Here is a 22,454-nt window from a genome sequence, read left to right as displayed (position 1 = left end):
GCGCGGCGCTCACCCCGCCGGCGGGGGCGGCGGCAGCAGCGGATCCCCGGGTGGGGGCGGCGGCAGCAGCGGATCGCCGGGTGGGGGCGGGGGCGGCGGCAGCAGCGGATCCCCGGGTGGGGGCGGCGCCGGCGCCTCCTGGCCCATCAGCACGATCGGCGCGGGCGGTGGCGGGGGAGCCATCGGCGGCGAGAGCAGGGGATCGGCCGGAGGCGGCACGTCGGCGGCCGCAGGCGCGGGCAGGTACATGTGGTGGGTGAACTGGCTCTGATAGGCGCCGCCACCGCCGATCTTCACGCCTCCGCCTTCTCCGGACGACACCGGGGTGCCGTCGGGCAGCGTCACCGCGGTGTGGCCGCGGTTCCAGCCGACCACCAGCGCCCCGGGCTGGGTCCCGTACTGGAATCCCCGGGCGCGCAGTGCGCCCTCGATGTTCCCGGTGTTGAACCGATCGCCGTAGACCGGCCTGCCGGTCGCGGCGTTGGTGACCCACGACACAAGCCCGGAGCAGTCGGTCCCGGTCGGGGAGTCACCGCCGGAGATGTACGGCGTTCCCGACACTTGGTTGACGAGCGTCAAGAGTGTGGCGAGTTCATACATGCGGCCGGACGCTAGCAGAGGGTCTCTAATACGACCAAAATCTGTGATGGCGGGCACAATCCGCGCGTAAGCGCGTTGAACGTCACGAAAGTTATTGTGCGAGAGATCGATTCAGAAAGCGATCAGATCCGAGCAAAGCTGCTGCAGCACAGGAACTTTTGGCCTCATCGGTGAGCCAGCAGCAGCGGGACGTGCTGCTCGGCCGACGTCAGCGACCCGTGCTGACCGACCAGTGACGATTCGACCGGTTCGGCGGTTCGGCGCAGCACCCCCGACGATCCGCGCGCAGCCACCACGATGTCGCCGATACGCGACCTGGCGTCGTCGGTGACCCGCTCACCGAACCAGCCGGCCCCGACTGCCTCCTCGCGCGTCACCACCCACGCCCGCGGCCCGAGGAACTCCCGCCAGGTGGCCAGCACGTCGGCCCTCGCGCCGGCGCGGGTGTAGACGTGCCGCGCCCGTACCTCGCCGCCGAGGGCGACGACCCCGTCCTGCAGGGGCGGTGCGGCGTCGGCGTCCACCACGTCCTCTCCGAGCGACACCATGCCGTGATCGGCGACCACGGCCAGCAGCCCGCCCCGCGGCAGGGCGTCGGCGATGGACTCCACCAGCAGATCCACCTGCCGCAACTGCATCCGCCACGCGTCCGATCCCGGCCCGTGAAGATGACCGACCAGATCCAGGTCAGCGTGGTAGGCGTAACAGAAGCCGCGTTCGGCGATGGTCGTCCCGATCGCCGCGACGAGGTCCCCGATCGCGTGGACGCCGACGTACCGGCCGCCGCGGAGCACCGCCCGTGTCAGGCCCGAACCGGCGAACTCCGCGGCCGAGATCACGCTGACCGCCACCCCCGCCGAGCCGGCCCGCTCGAACACCGTGGCAAGCGGCTGCACCTGCTCCGGCACGGCCCGGTCGCGCAGATCGTCACCCCACGGGTGCGGACGCCACCGCAGCGCGTTGAGCACGCCCACCTCGGGCAGCCGGAATGACATCCCCACCATGGCGTGCTCGCCGGAACGGCACCCGGTGCCGACCGCCGCCAGCCCCGCCGCCGTCGTCGAGGGGAACCCGACGTGCAACGTGCGGCCCCGGAGACCGGCCAGGAAGGGGGCGTCGGCGGTGTGCGCGTCGAGCAGATCGGCCCCCAGACCGTCGACCAGCAGCACACACGCCCCGCCGACGTCGTAGGGCAGCGCGATGCGCGGCTCGAAGCCCGCGACCCCCATCGCGGCCAGCACCGACGGCGTCACGTCGGCGAGGTGCGCCGTCGCGGTGTCGGGGCGCGGGAGGTCCACCTCAGAACTGCGGCAGCCGGACCACCTGCACGAAGAACTCGTCGATCTGGCGGACAGCGTTCATGAACTGATCGAGGTCGACGGGCTTGGTCACGTACGCGTTGGCGTGCAGCTTGTAGCTGCGCAGGATGTCCTCCTCGGCCGAGGAGGTGGTCAGCACGACGACCGGGATGTGGCTCAGGTCCGGGTCGGACTTGATGGTCTCGAGCAGCTGGCGCCCGTCGTACTTGGGCAGGTTCAGGTCGAGCAGCACCAGGTCCGGCCGGGGCGCCCCCTCGTACTGTCCCCTCTTGTAGAGGAAGTCCAGGCCCTCCTCGCCGTCGTGTGCGACGTGCAGATTGTTTTTGATCTTGTTGTGCTCGAAGGCTTCCCGGGTGATCAGCTCGTCTCCCGGGTCGTCCTCGATGAGCAACACGTCGATGGCGCGTTCAGCGGGTGTCATGACGACGATCCTTCCAGTTGGGCGGCCGGGCTGTCGACGGCGACCGGCAGCGTGAACCGGAAGCGGGTGCCCTCGGTGTAGTCGGTGTCGATCCAGATCGTCCCGCCGTGGTGTTCGACGATCTTCTTGCACAGTGCCAGACCGATGCCGGTGCCCGTGTAGGCGTCCCGGCCGTGCAGCCGCTGGAAGATCACGAAGACTTTCTCGGAGAACTCCGCAGCGATGCCGATTCCGTTGTCCGTCACCGAGAACCACCATTCATCGGCGTCACCGGACCCCACTCCGCAAGTGATCCTCACCTCGGGACGCACGCCCTCGCGACGGAACTTCACGGCGTTGCCGATCAGGTTCTGCCACAGCATGGTCAACAGCGTCGGATCGCCCTTGATCGTGGGCAGCCCGCCGGCAGGCCGCTCGATCACGGCGCCGGTCTCCTCGATGGACGTCGCCACGTTGCTCAGCGCCGCGTCGAGCACCGTGTCGAGGTCGACGTCGGTTTCGGTGGCGTTGAGGCGGCCGACCCGCGAGAACGTCAGCAGGTCGTTGATCAGCACCTGCATGCGTTTGGCGCCGTCGACGGCGAACCCGATGTACTCGGTGCCGCGCTCGTCGAGCTTGTCCCCGTAGCGCTTCTCCAACAGCTGGCAGAACGACGCGACCTTGCGCAACGGCTCCTGCAGATCGTGCGATGCCACATAGGCGAACTGCTCGAGTTCGGCGTTGGAGCGGCGCAACTCCTCGGCGTGCTCGTCGAGCGCCTCGGTGGCCGCCCTCGAGGCCTCGAGTTCCTCGACGATGCGCCGGCGCATGTTGTCCACGTCGATCGCGATCAGCCGGATGTCCCGGGGACCCTGCGGCACGATCCGCTCACCGAAGTTCCCCTCGGCGACGCGCCGGCACGCCGCCGCCAACCGGTTCAGCGGGCGCACCAGAGCGCGTCGCAACAGCACCGCCAACATCACCATCGTCACGACGAACGCCGCCAGCATCGCGATCAGCACCCCGTTGCGCCACGCGTTGATCGAATCCAGTTCGGCGACACCGCTGTTGCGGGCCTGCAGCAAGTTCTCGTTCTGACGATCGAAAAGCACCCGGAGACGATCGAATTGGGACTTGCCGACCTCGGTCAGGGCGGGGGAGACGGTGTTGCGCTGCCCCGGCCTGACCGCGGCGATGACAGGCTCGGCGTAGTCCGTGCGCCACGAGCCGGAGGCCTGCTCGATCTCGTCGAGATCGTCGAGCAGCTGTGGCTGCTTCTGCTCGAACTGGCGCAGCGCGGCCGAGGCCTGCGCCTCGACCTCCCGGCCGTCGCCATACGGCTCGAGGAACTGAGGGTCGGCGGCGATGACGTAGCCACGGACTGCGGTCTCCTGGTCGCGCAGCGCGGCCTGCAGCTGATAAGCGGCCACCCGGGCGGGCCCGACGTTTTCGGTGATCCGATTGGACACCTGATCGGTGCGGTGCAGCAGCACCGCCGTCGTGACGGCGCCGGCGAGCACGACCGCGGCCATGATCGACAGCACCAGATACTGCCAGCCCTCGACCGTCAGGGCCCGCACCCCGCGTTGATCAGGACTCATGGTGTCCCGTCCTTTCCACCCGCACCACCGCGATGTCGTCGGCGATGCCGCCGTGGGATTGGGCGCGGTCCTCTACGGCGGTGATGAGCGCCTCCACGAACTCCAGACCAGGCAGGTGGGCCAGCGTGCGGGCCAGCTCGAGCAGGCCGGCCTCGCCGAGGCGTTCGTTGCCCCGTCCGATATGCCCCTCGAACAGGCCGTCGGTCAGCAGCACCAGGCCCTTGCCGGGCGGCAGTTCCACCTGCTGCGGCGTCCAGTCCCCGGCGTGCAGGCCCAGCGCAGGCCCGCCGGCCGGCTCCACCCAGTCGACCGTGCCGTGCCCGTGGAGCAGCATGCCCGGATGGCCCGCCCGCACTGCGGTGACGAGCGACCCCTCCGGCGGGATGGCGAGGCTGAGGACGGTGGCGAAGATACCCTTCCCGGCCCGCTCGGCGCGCATGATGCGCTCGAGCTGGCGCATCCGGTCGGCGCCGCGCAGTCCGGCGAAGGTCAGCGCCCGCCACGCGATGCGCAGCGCCACCCCGAGTGCGGCCTCATCCGGACCGTGGCCGGCGACGTCGCCGATCATGACGTGCACGGTGCGGTCCGGGGTCTGCACGAAGTCGTAGAAGTCGCCGCCGAGCAGCGCATTCTGCCGGCTGGGCCGGTACCGGGTGACGATGTCGACGCCTGGGTCGTCGAGCAGCAGCGGCGAGGGCAGCAGGCCGCGCTCCAGGCGGGCGTTCTCCCGCTCCCGCAACTGGGTGGCGTGCAGGTCCACCGCGGTCAGCTCGGCACGCTTGCGCTCGATGGCGTACAGCACCGCCCGCCGCAGAGTCTCGGGATCGACGCGGCCCTTGACCAGGTAGTCCTGGGCGCCCGAGGCGACCGCTACGGACGCGACGTGTTCGTCGTTCAGGCCGGTGAGCACCACGACCGGAATCGTCGCGTCCCGCTCGGCGATGCGTTTCACCCCGGCGATGCCGTCGGTGTCGTGCAGGTGCAGGTCGAGCAGCACGCAGTCCGGGCGCGCCGCGGCGATCGCCTGCTCGGCCTTGGCCATCGATTCGGCCCACACGACGGCGATGTCGACACCGGCGTCGGCGATCAGTTCCTCGACCAGGATCGCGTCGGCCCGGTCGTCCTCGACGAGCAGCAGCGACAACGGCTCGCCGTCATCCGGGACGTGCATGCGCCCCGGCACTTTCCGTCGCGCCCCACCGCGCGCGCTGGCATGTTCGATTGACAATTTCCCGAGGATACCTGGGGCGGTCGTTGCCGTGGACATCCTCCCGGCGGCGGCGTTGCGGCACCCGATCTCCCAGCTCGCGCTGGTAGCCTCCGACCGGTCGCCGGCGTTTCCGTCGGGGGGAGGCGGCGAGCACCACCGCCCTTCCGGCCGACGTCGTCGACGACTGCTTCTGTTCTCGAGACGAAATGAGTCGTGTGCGCACCGGTGAGATCAAGGCCCTGTCGGGGCTGCGCATCGTGGCCGCCGTGTGGGTCGTGCTCTTCCATTTCCGTCCGATGCTGGCCGAGGCGTCCCCGGGTTTCCGCGACGCGCTGGCCCCGGTGCTCAACGCGGGTGCCCAGGGCGTCGACCTGTTCTTCATCCTCAGCGGGTTCGTGTTGACATGGAACTACCTGGACCGGATGGGCGAATCCTGGTCGATGCGGTCGACGCTGCGGTTCCTGTGGCTGCGGCTGGCACGGGTGTGGCCGGTGTACCTGGTGACGATGCATCTCGCCGCCGCGTTCGCCGTCTTCACCCTTTACGTCGGGCGGTTCCCGTTGCCCCCTGACGTCATCGGGTCGCTGAACGCCCTGAGCTGGCTCAAACAGGTGCTGCTGGTGCAGCTGTGGTTCCAGCCGTACTTCGACGGGTCGAGCTGGGACGGGCCGGCGTGGTCGATCAGCGCGGAATGGCTGGCCTACCTGCTCTTCGGCGGGCTGGTGCTGGTGGTGTTCCGGATCGCCGCGGTGACCCGGGCGCGCGGATTGATCTGGCTGGCGATCGCGGCCGCGCTGGCGCCGACCCTGCTGCTGCTCGCCCACGGCGTCTTCTACACACCGTGGAGTTGGCTGCCGAGGATCGTCATGCAGTTCACCGCCGGCGCGCTGGCGTGCGCCGCCGTGCGCAGGCTGCAGCTCTCCGACCGCAACCGGCAGGCCGCCGGGCTCGCGGCCGTCGCGCTCGTCGTCGCGATCATCGGCGGGTTGTACCTGCTCGACGCGTACCCGCCGGGGGACATGCTCGACGCCGGCGGCCTGATCGACGTGCTGTTCGTGCCGCTGGTCATCGCACTGTCGATCGGAGCGGGCTCACTGCCTGCGCTGCTCTCGACGTCGGCGATGGTGTACCTGGGCCATATCTCCTTCGGGCTGTACATGGTCCACGAGATCGTCCACACCGCGTGGAACTGGGCGACCCAGCAGTTCGGGATCACGCTGACGCCCGGCTGGCCGGCGAAGTTCACGGTGCTCGGGCTCGTGCTGCTCGCCGGTGTCCTCGCCGCGCTGCTCTATCACGTCGTCGAAGAGCCCGGCCGCCGCTGGATGCGCCGGATGATCGAGCCGGCCCGCCCGCGCGTGGCACGCCCGTCGGAGCCGCCGCACGGCAGATTGCAGCCGGTCACCGCGCGGGCGGGATAAGTCTTCGTGAACCGCGGCGAGTCGGGGCCGGGTCGGCGCCGGCGCACCCCTAGGCTGGTCCAGTGAGTCGTGTGCTGACGTGGATGCTCTCTGCCGCCATGCTTTTCGGCGCCCTCAGCTCGCCCGCACCCGTGGTGACGCATCGCGAGGTACGGGTCCTGGACTATGCCGTGAACCGGATCGCCGTGATCGGCGACTCCTACACGACCGGTAGTGATCAGGGCGGCAACGGTCCGCAGGGCTGGGCGCCGCAGGCGTGGCAGGCGCTCAGCGACCACGGGATCGCCGTCACCCCGACGGTCGCCGCGGAGGGTGGCGCCGGCTACTGCACCCGCGGCAACCGGGGCAGCGTGTTCGAGGACCTGACCGTGCGGGCCGTCAAACCGAACGATGCGCTGGTGGTGTTCTTCGGCTCGCGCAACGACATGAAGGTCGAGCCGACGCGGCTGTCGATCGCGATGTACGGCACGCTCAAGCTGGCCCGCCAGATCGCCCGCTCGGCGAAGATGCTCGTGATCGGACCGCCGTGGCCGACAGCGGACCCGCCGCCGGAGGTGCTGCGGATCCGCGACGTCCTGAGCTACCAGGCCGAGCTCGCCGGGGCCGCGTTCGTCGACCCCATCGCCGCGCGGTGGTTCGTCGGGCGGCCAGAGCTGATCGGTCAGGACGGCGTGCACCCGACCGACGCCGGCCACACCTACATGGCCGAGAAGATCGCGCCGCTGATCGGCACCCAGCTCGCCCCGTACTGACGGCTGTTAGGGTGCGCTGATGATTCGCAACGTGGTGCTCGCCAAGCTCAAGGACGGCCACGACGGCGCCGAGGTGGCGCGGATTGCGCAGGGCCTGCGCGATCTCGGCCTCCCCGGCACGCTGAACTACACGGTGGGTACGGATGCCGGCCTGCGCGAAGGGAATTGGGACTTCGTCATCGTCGCCGACTTCGCCGACATCGAGGCCTACCGCGGCTACGACGCCGACGCCGAGCACAACGCACTGCGGGCGCGGCTGGCGCCGATGGTCGACCAGATCGCCCGGGCGCAGTTCGAGGTGCCCGCCGGCTGATCCGGCGACCTCACCGCCCGACGGAGCCCACCGTGAGGACAAGTTAACGCGTTTCACAATCCGCATGCGGTCGTGCGTTACACGTCGGGGACAGCCTGGACCCATGAGCATCTTCGACCAGATCGGCGGCCCGACGGCAGTCACGGCGGCGGTCGACGACTTCTACCGCAGAGTGCTTGCCGATTCCGCGCTGGCACCGTATTTCGACGCCGTCGACCTCGAGCGGCTCAAGGGCCATCAGCGAGCGTTCATCGCCGCCGCCATCGGTGGCCCCGATCCCTATCTCGGGCGCTCGATGCGAGAAGCGCACGCGCCCTTCGCTATTGCGCCCGAGCATTTCGATCTCGTGGTCACCCATCTGGTGGACACGCTGGCCGGACTCGGCGTCGACGGTCCGACGATCGAGGCGATCGGCGCCGAGCTTGCGCCCCTGAAAGCCGAGATCGCGCCCGGCGCCTCGGCGCGTGCCAGCTGACCCGAGGCCTCAGCAGGGCCGGGCGTACCGCTGCGCGAACCTGCGCAGAATCGTCATCGGATGTGTGACGGTCCGCTGCCGCGCAGCGTCTTTGAGTGACTGCGCGGTCTCGGGCGCGAAATATCCGTGGTTCTTGTAGACATCGATGCGCGTGCACAGGCCGTCGACATCGAGCTCTGGATGGAACTGGGTGGCATAGACGTTGGCGCCCACCCGGAACGCCTGGACCGGACACGCCGTCGAGGTGGCGAGCTGGGCGACGTGTGCGGGCAGCACCGACGCAGCCTCCTTGTGGCCGCCGAATGCGTCGAACGTCTGCGGCAGGCCGGTGAACAGGGGATCGGCGTGTCCTTCGGGCGTCAGGTCGACGGTCACCGGTCCGACCGGCTCGCTGTGAGAGCGGTCGATGACGGCGCCCACCGCCGTACCGAGCGTGCCGACCCCGTAGCAGCAGCCCAGAAACGGGAAGTCCGCCGCGATGATCGCACCGAGCAGGTCGGCCAGCTCGGCCTCCACCCGCTGCTGGGTGGGCGACTTCGCGGCGGGATCGTCGCTGACGGTGTAGGGCCCGCCGCCGAGGATGATGCCCGACCACCGGGACAGATCGATCTCGCCGAGCTCGCGGTGGGTGAGCCGGATCCGTCGCAGCGTGTGCTCGTCGAGCCCGCCGAACCGCATCACCGCCCGGTATTCGTCGTCGGCGGCCTCGTCTTCGCCGCGGATCGACAGCAGCAGAAATGGGGCGGCGGCCACCGGACAAGACTAGCCACGGGCTAGCTTTGTCGGTCAGTGAGAACACTCATCGATTTCGACGACGCACCGGTGTTCGCGATCCCGACCGCCGACGGGCCGCAGGGGGGCCTGCTGGTGGACGGCCCGCAGGGCTGGGGCGAGTTCAGCCCGCCCCCGGACTGCGACGACGCGCTGGCCGCGCGCTGGCTGACAGCGGCCATGGAGCCGAGCACCGTCGGCTGGCCGGACGCCCTCCGCGGCCGGGTGCCGGTGACCGACGGCGCGCGGCGTGAGGTGATCGGGGTCGATGACGTCGATGTGGCGGTCGCACAGATCCGCGCCGCCGGCGACCTCGAACTCGCGCGGCTGGTCTGCCACAGCCCGGCCGACGCGGCCCAGGTGCGGCGCCGGGTCGACGTGCCGGTCGCCGTCGAGGCCGATCTGCTGGGCGCCGATCCGCAGTGCGCCGATGTGGCGGTGCTGCGCTGCGGCGCACTCGGGGGCGTGCGGCGCGCGATGCGCCGGGCGGAGAGACTCGGGGTGCCGGTGCTGGTGGAGTTCAGCGGGGCGACCAGCATCGGTCTGGCCGCCGACGTGGCGCTCGCCGCGGCGCTGCAGGACCTCAGTTATGCGTGCGGTCCGGTGCCGCCGTGGCTGCGCGACGGCGACGTCGTCTCACCGGCGAGATCGCTGATCCCGGCCGACGGGTACCTCCCGGCCGCGCCGATGCCGGCCGCGCCCGACCCGGTGCGGCTGGAACGCCTGCTCGTCACCGATGCGGCAACGGTGCAGCAGTGGCGCGCGCTCGTCCGCCGCGCCGCCGCGCTCCTCTGACCCCGCCGAGCGCTCAGTCCTGCTTGCTGATCAGCCGGAGCAGGGCCTTGTGGTCGGGCGCGAGGAGTTCGTCGATGCGCGGCTGGTTCACGTCGGCGACGATGATCTCGCCGACCTCCTGGTAGACGTCGCTGAAGATGCCGTGCGACTTCATCTTCTCGGTCTGATAGATGTTGTCCTCCGTCGGCGTCACGTAGTACACGATCTCGGCCTTGAACCGGTGGATCAGCCACAGATGGATCACGTCCATCAGGCGCTTCTGACGCAGCTGCTCGGCGAAGGTGTTCTGGTCGCGCACCGTCAGGATGCTGCGGCCGTGCCGGTCCTTGATCGGGTCGACGACGACGTTGGCCAGCGGCTCCTCACCGTCGCCGAGGATCTGCAGATCCAGCACGTCGGAGCCGGCCCGCCGCGGCCGCAGCTGCACGCGCAGCTTCTCGGGCAGCTTGTTGTGTTCGCTCCACAGCGCCAGCCACTCCTCGAGCAGCTTCTTGGGCACCTCGGTCTGCACCAGGTGCTGGTGCTGCGTGGAGCCCTTGCCCATCGACTTCGTCGTCGCGGTGCGCCCGGACGACGCTGCCAGCGCGGCATCGCTGCGGGGTCCCCCGACCAGGGTCTGCGGTGTGCGATAAGGGGATTCGACGAGGCGCATCTTGCGCTGCAGCCGGGCCAGCGCCAGCATGCCCTCCTGCCGCAGCGAGGTCGCGAACTCCTCGGAGGCCACGCCGTCGACCTGGTGGCCGCCGTAGGTGATGAAGTTGAAGACGAAGCCCATCTTCCCGATCTCCTCGGGGAACGCCCGCATCTCCTCGTCGGTCATGCCGGTGGTGTCCCAGTTGAACGACGGGGAGAGGTTGTAGGCGAGCATCTTGTCCGGGTACACCGCGTGGACGGCGTCGGCGAACTGCTTGGCGTCGGCCAGGTCGGCGGTCTTGGTCTCCATCCAGAGGATGTCGGCGAACGGGGCCGCCGCCAGGGACTTCGCGATCGCGTACGGGATGCCGCCGCGCACCTGGTAGTAGCCCTCGGGCGTCTTGGCCCGCTCGCAGTCCCACGCCGCGTCGGCGCCCAGCTCCTTGGCCTTCTCGCGGGCGTTGTACAGCGGCGCGCGTTCGGCGAAGGCGCGCCACTCCTTCGCGCTCATCGTCGCCGATTCGCCCTCGCGTTCCCGGAATTCGAGCAGATCGGCCACGGCGCCGGCGTAGGTGTCGAGCCCGGCGTCGTCCTGCCAGGCGTCGACGAACCTGGACTCGACCGTGTCGAACGCCGCGTCGAGGGACGGTTCGGCGCCGTCCTGCCAGGCCGCGGCGGTCTGGTCGATCAGGGCCAGCACGCCGTGGCGCTCCAGCCACGCCTCGGCGGTGGCGTACTCGCCGTCGGGCACCGCGTAGAGCAGGTGACCGTTCAGTTCGGTCACGCCCTGGTTGTAGAAGCGCCGCACCATTGCCAGGAAGCAGGACTTGTACGGCGGGATCTTCAGGTTGGTCACACCGAGCAGGAACGGCTGGTCGCGCTCGTCGGCCCGGCTGTCGATGAGGTTCGCCGCCTCCGCGTCGGTGCGGGCGACGATGATGCCGGGCACCCGCATCACGTCGAGCTGGAACCGCGCGGTGTTGAGCCGCTTGATCTGCTCGTCGGACGGCACCAGCACCTTGCCGCCCTGGTGGCCGCATTTCTTGGTGCCGGGACGCTGGTCCTCGATGTGGTACCCCGGCACACCGTTCTCGACGAAGCGGCGGATGAGGTTGCGGACATGCGGATCGCCGCCGTGCCCGGTGTCGGCGTCGGCGATGATGAACGGCCGATAATCGTAGGCGGGCGTGGCCGCGCGCTGCTCCTCGGTCATCTGCAGGCGCAGGTACTGCTGGTTGCGGTCCGCGGTCAGCAGCGCCCTGACGATGCCTGCGGCCTCCTCGGGCACCTGACTGAGCGGATAGCTGGCCAGGTCGGGGCCCGGGTCCTCGCTGATCGACCCCTTCGCCGAGGTGGCCCAGCCGCCGAGATAGATGCCCTCGATGCCCATCCGCTTCATCACAACGGCCTGGCCGGGGGAGTACGGCCCGAAGGTGGTGATGCTCTTGCCGCGCGAGAACAGCTCCCGCAGGTGCGGATGGAACGCGGTGGCCGCCTCCCGCGCGACGGGGTAGTCGGCGGGAATCGTGCCGCGCTGCTCGGCGACCTGCCGCGCGGTGTAGAGGCGGATGATGCCCTCGAAGCGGGGGCTGTCGAAATAGCGCTGCGTCTCTGCGACGTCGCGTTCGAACGGCGTCTCAGGCTGGAGGTCGGCTTCGATGATGGCCATGACTCGAAGCCTAGATCGCGGGGTGCCCTCGGCGAGGCTACTTGGTGCCGAAGATGCGATCGCCGACGTCGCCGAGGCCGGGCAGGATGTAGCCGTTGCCGTCGAGTTGCCGGTCGACGGCCGCCGTGTAGATCGGCACATCGGGGTGCGCCTGCGTCATCGCCGCGATGCCTTCCGGGCACGTCACCAGGCACACGAACTTCACCGACTTGGGGTTGCACTCGCGTACCCGCTCCACCGCCGCGACCGCGGAGTTGCCGGTGGCCAGCAGCGGGTCGAGCACCACCACGTCGCGCTCGGCCAGGTCGCCGGGCATCTTGAAGTAGTACTCCACGGTGACAAGTGTTTTCGGTTCCCGGTACAGCCCGATGTGGCCGACGCGGGCGGACGGCACGACGTCGAGCATGCCGTCGAGGATCCCGGTGCCCGCGCGCAGCACCGAGACGAACACCAGCTTCTTGCCATCGATCACATTGCCGGTGGTGGACTCCATCGGGGTGTCCACGGCGATCTCGTGCATGCCGATGTCGCGAAGCACCTCGTAGGCCATCAGCGCCGACACTTCGTGCACCAGTCGGCGAAAGGTGTTGGTGGAGGCGTCTTTCCGGCGCATCAGAGTGATCTTGTGCTGCACCAGCGGATGGTCGACCACGTGCACCTGCGTCATCTAGAACACCGTCCCGTCGCTGATGATCGACAGCGGCGGCAGCCCGCCGCGTAGCCGCTGCGCCGCGGCGCGGCCGGCCGCCCAGGTGCCGCCTTCGAGCACGCACGCCAGCGGCAGCTGCGCCGCGCCGGTTCCGAGCCGGGCACGAACCAGCGGCGCCAACTCGTCGAGCAGGGCCACCGTCAGCCCGCGCCACTCGACCACGGGTTCGTCGGCCGGGGCCCACGCATGCTCGGCGTCGGCCGGATGCCGCAGGCGCAGCACCCCGGTGTCGAGCAGCAGGCCGCCGTTGCGGTACTCGGGCAGCCCGGTGAGCGCCTCCACACCGGTCACCGTCACCCCGGCCCATCGCAGCGGTTCGATCAGCGAGTAGGTCAGCCACTGCGACAGCTTGTGGAACGGCAGCCAGCCGGCAGTCAGCCCCGGCCCGCCGACGGCATCGTGGCGCCAGCAGTCACCCAGCGGCACGTCACCGATCATGTTGCGCGACGGCCAGATTCGGGACATCGAGATCAGCAGCGCCACCAGCAGGTCATGCGCGTCGACCACGCCCGACGGGGCGGACGACGCGTCGAACAGTCCGCCGGGGCGGCCTGCCTGGCCGAACACCTCGGGCTGGTCGGCCAGCGCATCGCCCAGGCGGCGCAGCAGCTGCACCCGACCGTCCAGGCCCACCAGCGGATTGGTCGCGTTCACTTGCAGGGCCGCCGCCAGGCGGTCGACGGTCAGTGCCCGCAGCGCTGCCGCGTCCACCCGCAGCGGCCGGTCGGGGTCGCTGGAGAACGTGCCGGCGAGGAAGCCGTGCCAGCTGGCGACCGCGAGACCTTCCGAGCGGGTGTACCGGACGCCGTTCTCCACGTATCCCCAGTCGGCGCCGGCGCCGGCGTCGAGCAGCACGCTGACCACGGTCAGGTCGATCATCGCGCGGGCACGCTCACGGGTGTCGACCCCGCCGAGCAGGCCGTCGAGGTCGGCGCGCCGGTCCACGCCGCCGGTCTCGAAGTGGCGCCACCGGCTGTGCGGCGGGATGTCGAGGTCGGGAAACCGGGTGCGGGTGAGCGCGGCGACGTCGTCGGCGGCGCCCGGCAGCGCGTCGTCGTCCACGGTGAACCAGCGGGACTCACCCGCGCGGGCCCGCTCGAGCAGCAGCGCCGAGCGCGTCCGCACCGCGGTCGTGGTGCGCAGCACCGCGGCGGCCTCGGCGGGCACGGTCATCCGTGCAGCCCCCTGCCTTTCACCCTCTTGAGGTCGTCGGCGTCGGGGACCTGGCCGGGGGTGTAGTAGCCGGCGGCCATCTTGGCGTCCATCTCGACGCGGGCGTCGGCGGGAATCAGCTCGTCGGGTATCGACACCCGCTCGCCGACCTCGATGCCGGCGCCGGTGATCGCGTCGTACTTCATGTTGCTCATCGACACCAGCCGGTGGATCTTCGTGACGCCCAGCCAGTGCAGCACGTCGGGCATCAGCTCCTGGAACCGCATGTCCTGCACGCCGGCAACGCATTCGGTGCGGGCGAAGTACTGGTCGGCGGTGTCGCCGCCGGCCTGCCGCTTGCGGGCGTTGTAGACCAGGAACTTGGTCACCTCGCCGAGCGCGCGGCCCTCCTTGCGGGAGTAGGCGACCAGACCGACGCCGCCACGCTGGGCGCCCATGATGCACTCCTCGATCGCGTGGGTGAGATAGGGCCGGCACGTACAGATGTCGGAGCCGAACACGTCGGAGCCGTTGCACTCGTCGTGCACCCGCGCGGTCAGCTCGACCGACGCGTCGGCGAGGTGCGCCGGGTCGCCGAAGATGTAGACCGTCTGACCGCCTATCGGGGGGAGGAAGACCTCGAGGTCGGGGCGGGTCACCAGCTCGGGATACATGCCGCCGGTCTCTTCGAAAAGCACACGGCGCAAATCGTTCTCGCTGCAGCCGAAGCGTGCGGCCACCCCCGGCAGATGCCATACGGGTTCGACGGCGGCCTTGGTGACCTGCGCGGCGCCGGTCGCCAGCAGGACGCGACCGTCCGGGGTCAGTCGGCCCTTGCCGAGCGCGTCGCCGATCTCGGGCAGGATGACCTGGGCCTTGGTGACCGCGATCGTGGGGCGGATGTCGATGCCGGCGGCGATCTCGGCGGCGAACGCCTCGGTGACCATCGCCCCCCACGGATCGAGGCTGACGATGGTCGCCGGGTCGCCCCACTGCGGGTGGGGTCCGATCCGGTCGGTCGGCGCGGTGTCGGTGAGGTCGGCGCGGTGCTCGGGGGACAGCTTGCCGGCCGCGACCGCCAGCGCCCGGTAGACGCCGTACGCGCCGCTGTGGGTGCCGATCACGTTGCGGTGCGCCCGGGCGGTGGTGCCGACGACAGGTCCACGCGCGGCGGGGGTGGGGGCACCCCAATGCAGTGTCGGCGCGTCGGTGCCACCGCTGTGCGACGTCAGTCGTACGTGACCGGTGGGCATCGGTCTCCTTCGCTGGGGTGGGTCGTAAGGAGAGGCGCCAGCTTAGTCACTGCGCGGCGGATGCGCCCGTGGTCGGCGCCGGCCACGCCTCGCGGCGGTGTGCGGCGTCGAAGAACATCCACTCGTAGCGGGCGGTGGTGACGAAGTGGGCGCGGGCGGCGGCTTCGTCGGACGCGGTCAGCGTCGGCCCAACGCGGTCGGCGAGGTCGAGCACGTCGGTGACGGTCGCGGCGAACTCGTCACCGCCGTAGCTGTCGATCCAACGCTGGTAGCGCGCGTCCGGCGAACCCCGGTGCGCCAGTTCGGCACCGACCTCGGCGTAGATCCAGTAGCACGGCAGCACCGCGGCGAGCCCGTCGGCGAATCCGCCGTCGTACACCGTGGCGATCAGATAGCTGTTGTAGGCCTGCGTGGTCGGGGCGACGGGAACCCGGTCGACCGCCCCGGGGGAGAGCCCCAATGCGGGCAACAGCTCACCGTGCAGCTCCAGCTCGACGTCGAACACCTCGGCGGCGTGCCGGGCGAACAGCGCGGTGTCGGCCAGCGTCGGGGCCTTGGCGCCGACCACGGCCAGCGCGCGGGCATAGGCGCGCAGATAGTGCACGTCCTGGGCCACGTAGTGGATGAAGGCGTCGGCGTCGAGCGTGCCGTCCGTGAGCCCGGTGAGGAACGGGTGCGCGGTGATCGCGCCGAAGATTCCGTCGATGTCGGCCCACAGCCGCGTCGTCCAGGATTCCGGCCGCCCGGATCCGATGCGGGGCGGCGCTTCCGAGCTCGATGTCATGCTCGCCATCCTGTCAGCGATGAGTTCTCGGCGCGGGGCCGGTCAATCCCGGTGACCCACTGTGACACCGCTGACAGGATGACCCGATGATCGAAACGACCGCCCTTCCGCCCGTCGTCGACGCCGCAGCCTGGCGCGGCCGACTCGAGGAGCTGAGGGCCCGAGAGAAGGCCGCCACCCGTGAACTCGACGCGATCGCCGCGCAGCGACGCCGCCTGCCGATGGTCGAGATGCCGGACTACACGCTGATCGGCGCCGACGGCCCGGTCCGGCTCGCCGACATCTTCCAGGGCCGATCGCAGCTGATCGTCTACAACCACATGTGGAGCGACGGCGAGACCTGGCAGTGCGGCGGCTGTACCGGCTACACGTCCCAGTTCACCAGGTTGGGGTTCCTGGACAACTACGACGCCCGGTTCGTGATCGTCACGTCGGGGCCCATCGAGGAGGCACTGGCCTACAAGCGCCGGGTGGGCAACGCGATGGAGTGGTATTCGTCGTCGCAGAGTCCGTTCGCCGCCGACGTCGACGCCGCACCCGGTGAGGGCTTCGCCGTCAACGTGTTCCTGCGCGACGGCGATACCGTTTACCGCACCTGGCACACCAACGGCCGGGGGACCGAACAGCTCAGTCATTCGTTCGCGCTGATCGACATTTTGCCGTGGGGCCGCCAGGAGGACTGGCAGGATTCGCCCGAGGGCTGGCCGCAGCGGCCGACGTACTCGGGGTGGGCGTCGTCGGAGGACATCGCGCGCGCCTACGGCGACCCCGACGGCGCCTGACCCGGACGCGACGAAACCCGTGCCGCTTGGCACACTGTGCGCATGGCACAGATAACTTTGCGCGGAAATCCGATCAACACCGTCGGAGAGCTGCCCGCCGTCGGCTCGCCGGCGCCCGGCTTCTCCCTGACCGGAACCGATCTCGGTGCGGTCGGCGACGACCAGTTCCGCGGCAAGCCGCTGCTGCTCAACATCTTCCCGTCCGTCGACACCCCGGTGTGTGCGTCCAGCGTGCGCACATTCAACGAGCGCGCCGCCGAACTGGGTGTGTCCGTGCTGTGCGTGTCGAAAGATCTGCCCTTCGCGCAGAAGCGGTTCTGCAGTGCAGACGGAATCGAGCACGTGACGACAGCGTCGGCGTTCCGCGACAGCTTCGGCGATGACTACGGCGTCACGATCACCGATGGCCCGATGGCCGGGCTGCTGGCCCGCGCTGTCGTGGTGGTCGGGGCGGACGGCACGGTGTCCTACACCGAGCTGGTGCCCGAGATCGGTCAGGAACCGGACTATCAGGCCGCGATTGCCGCACTGAAGGCGTGACGCGCGACACACCCTAGAGGGCGACGCGTCGACGTAGGTCACCGTTCGGTCCCGGTCCCGCATCTCCTTGGTTCAGCGTCCTGCGATGACGTCAATACACCAGCTCAGGTGGTGTAGAAGTGGTCATAGTGACTGTTGTTAATCAATGAGGTCCAGTGCCCGCGCGGTGCTGGCAGCTGGAAAGCGGTGGAAGTGCCATGACACGCGTCCGTGTGTTCGTAGTCCTCGTGCTCGGTCTCGCCCTGCTGGTGACGACGCCGGGTCTGGCGGCGGCTCAGCCCACGCGATCGGCGACGAACCAGAAGGCGGTCGAGATCGTCATCGCCCGCGCGCTCTCGCAGCGCGGCGTCCCGTTCGCCTACGGCGGCGGCGGCGCCTCGGGACCGAGCAAGGGCACGGCGGCGGCACCCACGTCCGCCGACCCGGCTCAGCCCGATCAGCCCGATCAGGCCGAGCTCGACGCGTCGGCGCTGGATCTGACGACGCCGGGGCTCAACCTGCCCGCCGCGGTCCCGGCGCCGACGCCGGCCCCGCGCGTGGAGGTCGTCGGCTTCGACGCATCCGGGCTGATGGTCTACTCGTACGCCGGAGTGGGCGTGAAGCTGCCGAGGTCCTCGGGCGAGATGTACAAGGTGGGCCAGAAGGTCATGCCGTCGCTCGCGCTTCCCGGTGACCTGCTGTTCTACGGCCCGGAGGGGACGCAGAGCGTCGCACTGTTCATCGGTAACGGAAAGATGGTCGAGACCACCGACTCCGGGGTCGCGCTCTCCGACGTGCGGACCAAGGACATGACGCCGTACCTGGTGCGCATCATCGCCTGACCGGTTGCGCGCCTTGGCGATTCGGACACGTCACTGCACCGGGACCTCGACACCTAGACTGCGGGCATGAATCGCCGTACGGGCAGGTCGATCCCGATCAGCGACGGACTGCTGCAGGTCGAGGACTGCCTCGATGCCGACGGCGGGATCGACCTGCCCGACGACATCACGTTCATCTCGCTGATCGACCGCAACATCGCCCACGTCGGTGACGAGGTCGCCTACCGCTACCTCGACTTCTCCGGCGCGGGGACCCAGACCTCGGAGATCACCTGGACCGAGCTGGGGGTGCGGATGGCTGCCGTGGGGGCGCGCGTCCAGAAGGCGGCCGCGCGGGGGGAGCGGGTCGCGGTGCTCGCGCCCCAGGGCCTCGACTACATCGCGGGTTTCTTCGGCGCGATCAAGGCCGGCGCGGTGGCGGTGCCGCTGTTCGCCCCCGAATTGCCCGGGCACGCCGAACGTCTCGACGTCGCGCTGCGCGATTCGCGGCCTGCCGCGGTGCTGACCACCTCGGCCGCCCGCGCCGGAGTCGAGGCATTCCTCGACCAGCTGACCGGGGTGCCACGGCCCGAGATCATCACGATCGACGAGGTGCCCGACGCGGCGGCGACGGGCTTCGTGCCGACGGCGATCGACGTCGAAGACGTCTCGCATCTGCAGTACACGGGCGGGGCGACGCGGCCTCCCGCCGGCGTCGAGATCACCCACCGCGCCGTGGGCACGAACCTGGTGCAGATGATCCTGTCCATCGACCTGCTCGACCGGAACACCCACGGGGTCAGCTGGTTGCCGCTCTATCACGACATGGGTCTGTCGATGATCGGCTTCCCGGCGGTCTACGGCGGCCACTCGACGCTGATGTCGCCGACCGCGTTCGTCCGCAGGCCGCTGCGCTGGATCGAGGCGTTGTCGGCGGGGTCGGCGACCGGGCGCGTGGTCACCGCGGCGCCCAACTTCGCCTACGAGTGGGCAGCGGCACGGGGCGTGCCCGGCGCCGACTCCGGGATCGACCTGGCCAACGTGGTGCTGATCATCGGATCCGAGCCGGTCAGCATCGACGCGATCGCCGCGTTCGACGCGGCCTTCGCACCGTTCGGCCTACCGCGCACCGCCTTCAAGCCGTCCTACGGCATCGCCGAGGCGACGCTCCTCGTCGCGACGATCGCCCCCGCCGCTCAGGCGCAGGCCCTGTACGTCGACCGCGAGGAGCTGGCCCGCGGCACGGCCGTGCGCGTCCGGCCCGACCACGACCTCGCGGCCGCGCACGTGTCGTGCGGACAGGTCGCGCGCAGCCTGTCCTGCGTGATCGTCGATCCGGACACCGGCCGCGAGCTCCCCGACGGGCGAGTCGGCGAGCCGTGGCTGCAGGGCGACAACATCGCCCGCGGCTACTGGCACCGGCCCGAGGAGTCGCAGCGGACGTTCTGTGCGCGCCTGGCGGGCACCTTGGCCGACGGCAGCCACGCCGTCGGCGCGGATCCGGCCCGAACCTGGCTGCGCACCGGCGATCTCGGGTTCTATCTGGACGGCGAGCTCTACATCGCCGGCCGGATCGCCGACGTGGTGATCCTCGGCGGCCGGCGCTACTTCCCGCACGACCTCGAAGCCACCGCGTCCGAAGCGTCACCGATCGTGCGGCGCGGATACGTCGCAGCGTTCGCGGTGCAGGCCGGCGGGCAGGATCGCCTCGTGATCGTCGCCGAGCGTGCCGCGGGCACGGCGCGCACAGATCCCGCCGGCGCGGTGGCGTCCATCAAAGCCGCTGTGCACGAACGCCATCAGGCTCCGGTGGCCGATGTGCGGATCGTGCCCGCCGGCGCGATCCCGCGGACGACCAGTGGCAAGCTGGCGCGCCGCGCCTGCCGCGCGGCGTATCTGGACGGCGAGTTCGACGGATCTCGAGCCCTCAGGTGATCGCCACGAACGGGCTCAGCACGTCCCTGACGAACTGGGCGATGTTGATCGACGGGTTCCCGTCCGGAAAGCTCACCGTCGCAAGCACGTTGCCGCCGGCATCGGCGAAGTTGCCGTCGGCGCGGTCCTGATGCGACGACGAGGTCACCAGGATGATGCCCGAGGTGTCGGCGGCCTCGGCCAGCGGCACCGAGAATCGTGCGTTCTGCACGGTGCTGTTGGCCCGGTCCTCGACGAGGATCCGGTCGTCAGGGAAACCCAGTACGCGCAGCGTCTTGCGCATCTCGCCCGCCTCGGTCCGGCCGTTGCGGGGATTGCCGCCGGTCACGATGATCGGCGACTGCGGAAACATCTGCGCCACCGCCAGACCCGTGAGGACGCGGGTGTACAGGATGGGCCGCATCGTCCCGTTGTCCTTGAGCCCGTAGCCGAGGATCACGATCGCCGGCTTGGAGAAGTCCTTGGCCACCAGAGGCGGGGCGGCCAGTGCGGGGCCGGCTCCGAGCAGCAGGGCGAAGGCTGCCGCGACGGCCAGCAGCAGCGCGCCGCACCGCGCCGCGGCGCCGGAGAAGGTCACGATCATGTCATCGCCGACGGGAGGCCGTTCATTACGGTCCGGTCTCGATGGCCCAACGATGCGCGAAAATCGGCCGGGGCCGTTCGCAAGTTCTGTCCCGACGTGGTCTGGTGGACAGTGATGTCTTCGCACCGCACCATCCTCGTCCGCACCGTCCTGGCGACGGCCGCCTCGGCCGTGGCGCTGCTCGCGGTGGCGCCGCCGGCAGTCTCGGCGCCGCCGTCGGACAGCCGCGGATACATCGACTCGACCGCCCGGTGCGCGGCGCCGGCGACGGCGGTCGTCTTCGGCAGCACCGCCGGATCCCGGGTGGCGATCTGCAAGCTCTCCGACGGGGATCTGGAATACCGCGGGGTGCGCGTTCGGGACGGGGCGAGGTTGATCGCCGCAGCGTCCCAGTCGGCCGACGGCGCCTTCACCGCGTCGCGGGACGGCATCGAGTACATGGTCACCTCCGACGCGCTGGTGATCAGCGCGGGGGAGAAGGTGATCCGCGACGAACCGATGCTGGACTTCCAGCGGCCGGGAACCACGAGCTCTCCGGGCGCGGGCCCGACCAGCTCGGCGACCCCGACGACGCCGTTGCCGCCACCGTTGCCCGCCGAGGCCGGCGGCGACGGCAGCTGACCGGCGTCAGTTCTGCGAGCAGACGACGTCGTCGCCGACCTGCAGGGTGCCGCTGCTCAGCACCCGGCACACCGAGCCACCGCGCCGGCTGAGCGCCGCGGCGGCGCCGGGTCCGATCCAGTCGTCGAGCAGACGGCACGGTGCCGACAACCGCACCACCTCCAGGTCCACGTCGGCGATGCGGATCCTCGTGCCGGGTTTCGTCGGGATCTCGCCGGCGTCGACGGTGATGTTGCGGCGCGTCGCACCAGGGTCGACGGGGCGGCCCAGCTGCGCCGCCGCGGCGTCGAGCGCTTCGCGCGACTGCAGGGTGACGTGGCGGTGCCGGGTGCCGTGGTAGCGGTCGCCGACCAGTCCCTTGCCCTCTTCGGCGACGACCGAGTCGACCGAACGCGTCGGGATGCGTCGCCCGGGGCCAGATGGATCGCGACGATACGCACGGTCGTCCAGCCTAATCGCGATGAATTCCGTCGCCCGGGTCCGGCGGTTCGCAGGACTGACATCGTGACGGTGGGCGGGCTCCGCGGACGCTCGCGGCCCCGCCCACTGCTGCGCTCTACAGGTAGGGGTCGGCCCACGCGCTGACGATGCGCGCGGCCCGGGCCGCCTGGTTCTTCTCGGTCAGCAGATGGTCGGCCCCCTCCAGGGAGACGAAGCTGCGGGGATGCCGGGCGGCGCGGAAGATGTCGCTGGCGTTGGCGATCCCGACGGTGTTGTCCGTGGGCGAGTGCATGACCAGCAGCGCCCGCCGCAGCGTCTTGATGCGCTCGCGCAGGTCGGCGTTGCGGACGTCCTCGATGAAATGCCGGCGCAGGGTGAGCGCCTTGCCGCCGATCAGAAACGGTGCCTCGCCGTCGGATTCGATCCGGCTGACCAGGGCGTCATAGTTCTTCTCCACGTGCGCCGGCTGGAAAGGCGCCGCGACGCTGGCCACCGCGGTCACCGTCGGGCAGTCATGGGCGGCGGCGATCGCGGCGGCGCCCCCGAACGAATGCCCGACGAGCAGACGCACCTCGCGGCCCGAGTCGTTCATGAAAGCGACGGCCCCCACTGTGTCGGCGACCTTGTGGGAGAACGACCCGTCGCCCCAGTCCCCCTCCGAATGCCCGAGGCCGAGGTTGTCGAACCGCAGCATGCCGATGCCCTCTGCGGCCAACTGCTTGCACATCCGGTTCGCGGCGGGGCAGTCCTTACCCAGCGTGAAGCCGTGCGCGAAAACGCCCCAGCCGCGGATCTCGCCCTGCGGCACGTCGACCAGTCCGGCCAGCGACGGGCCGCTGCTGCTGGGGAAGGTGATGCGTTCTGCCACGCCCACATCCTGTCACCGACGACCGTG

The 22,454-nt window shown here is 70.2% G+C and carries 24 protein-coding genes; 10 read left to right on the top strand and 14 right to left on the bottom strand.

Annotated features, from left to right (window positions below):
* Window positions 1-9: 9 nt before the first annotated feature.
* The 5 genes from G6N45_RS17480 to G6N45_RS17460 all read right to left on the bottom strand — a co-directional run bounded on the left by G6N45_RS17480 (window position 10) and on the right by G6N45_RS17460 (window position 5,091).
* On the bottom strand, window positions 10-600 hold the full coding sequence (locus G6N45_RS17480) for a C40 family peptidase (protein WP_163723399.1): 591 nt from the start codon (window positions 598-600) through the stop codon (window positions 10-12).
* 164 nt (window positions 601-764) lie between these two features.
* Window positions 765-1,898, bottom strand: coding sequence for an alkaline phosphatase family protein (locus G6N45_RS17475; protein WP_163723398.1), 1,134 nt, complete (start codon window positions 1,896-1,898; stop codon window positions 765-767).
* Between the two features lies 1 nt (window position 1,899).
* A complete protein-coding gene (locus G6N45_RS17470) occupies window positions 1,900-2,340 on the bottom strand; it encodes a response regulator (protein WP_057147989.1) in 441 nt (146 codons plus the stop codon).
* Complete coding sequence (locus G6N45_RS17465; protein ID WP_163723397.1) at window positions 2,337-3,920, bottom strand: sensor histidine kinase; 1,584 nt, start codon at window positions 3,918-3,920, stop codon at window positions 2,337-2,339. The genes G6N45_RS17470 and G6N45_RS17465 overlap by 4 nt, the downstream gene beginning before the upstream one ends.
* A complete protein-coding gene (locus G6N45_RS17460) occupies window positions 3,910-5,091 on the bottom strand; it encodes a PP2C family protein-serine/threonine phosphatase (protein ID WP_163723396.1) in 1,182 nt (393 codons plus the stop codon). The genes G6N45_RS17465 and G6N45_RS17460 overlap by 11 nt, the downstream gene beginning before the upstream one ends.
* A gap of 245 nt (window positions 5,092-5,336) precedes the next feature.
* Between G6N45_RS17460 and G6N45_RS17455 the strand changes: the two genes are divergently transcribed.
* The 4 genes from G6N45_RS17455 (at window position 5,337) to G6N45_RS17440 (ending at window position 8,091) form a co-directional block, all read left to right on the top strand.
* Window positions 5,337-6,551 carry an acyltransferase family protein gene (locus G6N45_RS17455; RefSeq protein ID WP_163723395.1) on the top strand — a complete coding sequence of 405 codons (1,215 nt, stop codon included), beginning with the start codon at window positions 5,337-5,339 and terminating at the stop codon, window positions 6,549-6,551.
* A gap of 62 nt (window positions 6,552-6,613) precedes the next feature.
* Entirely contained in the window at window positions 6,614-7,303 is a 690-nt protein-coding gene (locus G6N45_RS17450; RefSeq protein ID WP_163723394.1) for an Rv0518 family GDSL lipase, read from the top strand.
* Window positions 7,304-7,322: 19 nt separating this feature from the next.
* On the top strand, window positions 7,323-7,616 hold the full coding sequence (locus tag G6N45_RS17445; protein WP_163723393.1) for a Dabb family protein: 294 nt from the start codon (window positions 7,323-7,325) through the stop codon (window positions 7,614-7,616).
* Window positions 7,617-7,719: 103 nt separating this feature from the next.
* Window positions 7,720-8,091 (top strand): group I truncated hemoglobin, encoded by a 372-nt coding sequence (locus G6N45_RS17440; protein ID WP_163723392.1) that lies wholly within the window; start codon window positions 7,720-7,722, stop codon window positions 8,089-8,091.
* A 9-nt stretch (window positions 8,092-8,100) separates the two neighbouring features.
* On the opposite strand, the gene G6N45_RS17435 is transcribed toward G6N45_RS17440, so the two are convergent.
* A complete protein-coding gene (locus G6N45_RS17435; protein WP_163723391.1) occupies window positions 8,101-8,844 on the bottom strand; it encodes a glutamine amidotransferase in 744 nt (247 codons plus the stop codon).
* A 36-nt stretch (window positions 8,845-8,880) separates the two neighbouring features.
* Here G6N45_RS17435 and G6N45_RS17430 point away from each other — a divergent pair, with 36 nt between their 5' ends.
* Window positions 8,881-9,657 (top strand): O-succinylbenzoate-CoA synthase, encoded by a 777-nt coding sequence (locus tag G6N45_RS17430; protein ID WP_163723390.1) that lies wholly within the window; start codon window positions 8,881-8,883, stop codon window positions 9,655-9,657.
* A 13-nt stretch (window positions 9,658-9,670) separates the two neighbouring features.
* On the opposite strand, the gene aceA is transcribed toward G6N45_RS17430, so the two are convergent.
* From aceA to tenA, 5 genes are read right to left on the bottom strand one after another with little or no spacing between them, the layout of a single operon-like run.
* Window positions 9,671-11,959 (bottom strand): isocitrate lyase ICL2, encoded by a 2,289-nt coding sequence (gene aceA / locus G6N45_RS17425; RefSeq protein ID WP_163723389.1) that lies wholly within the window; start codon window positions 11,957-11,959, stop codon window positions 9,671-9,673.
* 37 nt (window positions 11,960-11,996) lie between these two features.
* Entirely contained in the window at window positions 11,997-12,626 is a 630-nt protein-coding gene (gene upp, locus G6N45_RS17420) for a uracil phosphoribosyltransferase (RefSeq protein ID WP_163723388.1), read from the bottom strand.
* Window positions 12,627-13,841 carry a URC4/urg3 family protein gene (locus G6N45_RS17415; RefSeq protein ID WP_163723387.1) on the bottom strand — a complete coding sequence of 405 codons (1,215 nt, stop codon included), beginning with the start codon at window positions 13,839-13,841 and terminating at the stop codon, window positions 12,627-12,629.
* A complete protein-coding gene (locus tag G6N45_RS17410; RefSeq protein ID WP_163723386.1) occupies window positions 13,838-15,073 on the bottom strand; it encodes a GTP cyclohydrolase II in 1,236 nt (411 codons plus the stop codon). Before G6N45_RS17410 ends, G6N45_RS17415 begins: the two co-directional genes overlap by 4 nt.
* A 46-nt stretch (window positions 15,074-15,119) precedes the next feature.
* Window positions 15,120-15,857, bottom strand: a complete 738-nt coding sequence (gene tenA / locus G6N45_RS17405; RefSeq protein ID WP_163723385.1) for a thiaminase II — start codon at window positions 15,855-15,857, stop codon at window positions 15,120-15,122.
* Window positions 15,858-15,943: 86 nt separating this feature from the next.
* Here tenA and G6N45_RS17400 point away from each other — a divergent pair, with 86 nt between their 5' ends.
* From G6N45_RS17400 to G6N45_RS17385, 4 genes are all read left to right on the top strand, one after another.
* The gene (locus G6N45_RS17400) at window positions 15,944-16,639 is read left to right on the top strand and encodes a DUF899 domain-containing protein (RefSeq protein ID WP_163723384.1); all 696 of its coding nucleotides are present in this window, start codon (window positions 15,944-15,946) and stop codon (window positions 16,637-16,639) included.
* A gap of 42 nt (window positions 16,640-16,681) precedes the next feature.
* Entirely contained in the window at window positions 16,682-17,179 is a 498-nt protein-coding gene (tpx, locus tag G6N45_RS17395) for a thiol peroxidase (protein WP_163723383.1), read from the top strand.
* A gap of 197 nt (window positions 17,180-17,376) precedes the next feature.
* The gene (gene ripD, locus G6N45_RS17390; protein ID WP_163723382.1) at window positions 17,377-18,000 is read left to right on the top strand and encodes an NlpC/P60 family peptidoglycan-binding protein RipD; all 624 of its coding nucleotides are present in this window, start codon (window positions 17,377-17,379) and stop codon (window positions 17,998-18,000) included.
* Between the two features lie 66 nt (window positions 18,001-18,066).
* Window positions 18,067-19,914: a fatty acyl-AMP ligase gene (locus G6N45_RS17385; protein WP_163723381.1), complete on the top strand. Its 1,848-nt coding sequence runs from the start codon at window positions 18,067-18,069 to the stop codon at window positions 19,912-19,914.
* Here the strand turns inward: G6N45_RS17385 and G6N45_RS17380 are convergent.
* Complete coding sequence (locus tag G6N45_RS17380) at window positions 19,907-20,497, bottom strand: YdcF family protein (protein ID WP_163723380.1); 591 nt, start codon at window positions 20,495-20,497, stop codon at window positions 19,907-19,909. The genes G6N45_RS17385 and G6N45_RS17380 overlap by 8 nt on opposite strands.
* Before the next feature lie 114 nt (window positions 20,498-20,611).
* Between G6N45_RS17380 and G6N45_RS17375 the strand changes: the two genes are divergently transcribed.
* Window positions 20,612-21,118: a hypothetical protein gene (locus G6N45_RS17375; protein WP_163723379.1), complete on the top strand. Its 507-nt coding sequence runs from the start codon at window positions 20,612-20,614 to the stop codon at window positions 21,116-21,118.
* A gap of 6 nt (window positions 21,119-21,124) precedes the next feature.
* Here G6N45_RS17375 and G6N45_RS17370 read toward each other — a convergent pair whose 3' ends face one another.
* Entirely contained in the window at window positions 21,125-21,427 is a 303-nt protein-coding gene (locus G6N45_RS17370; RefSeq protein WP_246229124.1) for an MOSC domain-containing protein, read from the bottom strand.
* A gap of 247 nt (window positions 21,428-21,674) precedes the next feature.
* On the bottom strand, window positions 21,675-22,427 hold the full coding sequence (locus G6N45_RS17365) for an alpha/beta hydrolase family protein (RefSeq protein WP_163723378.1): 753 nt from the start codon (window positions 22,425-22,427) through the stop codon (window positions 21,675-21,677).
* Window positions 22,428-22,454: the final 27 nt, after the last annotated feature.

It is taken from the genome of Mycolicibacterium psychrotolerans, from assembly GCF_010729305.1.
GTDB lineage: Bacteria > Actinomycetota > Actinomycetes > Mycobacteriales > Mycobacteriaceae > Mycobacterium > Mycobacterium psychrotolerans.
Note: the sequence above shows the minus strand (reverse complement) of the source record. Positions and strands in the feature narration are given on the sequence as shown.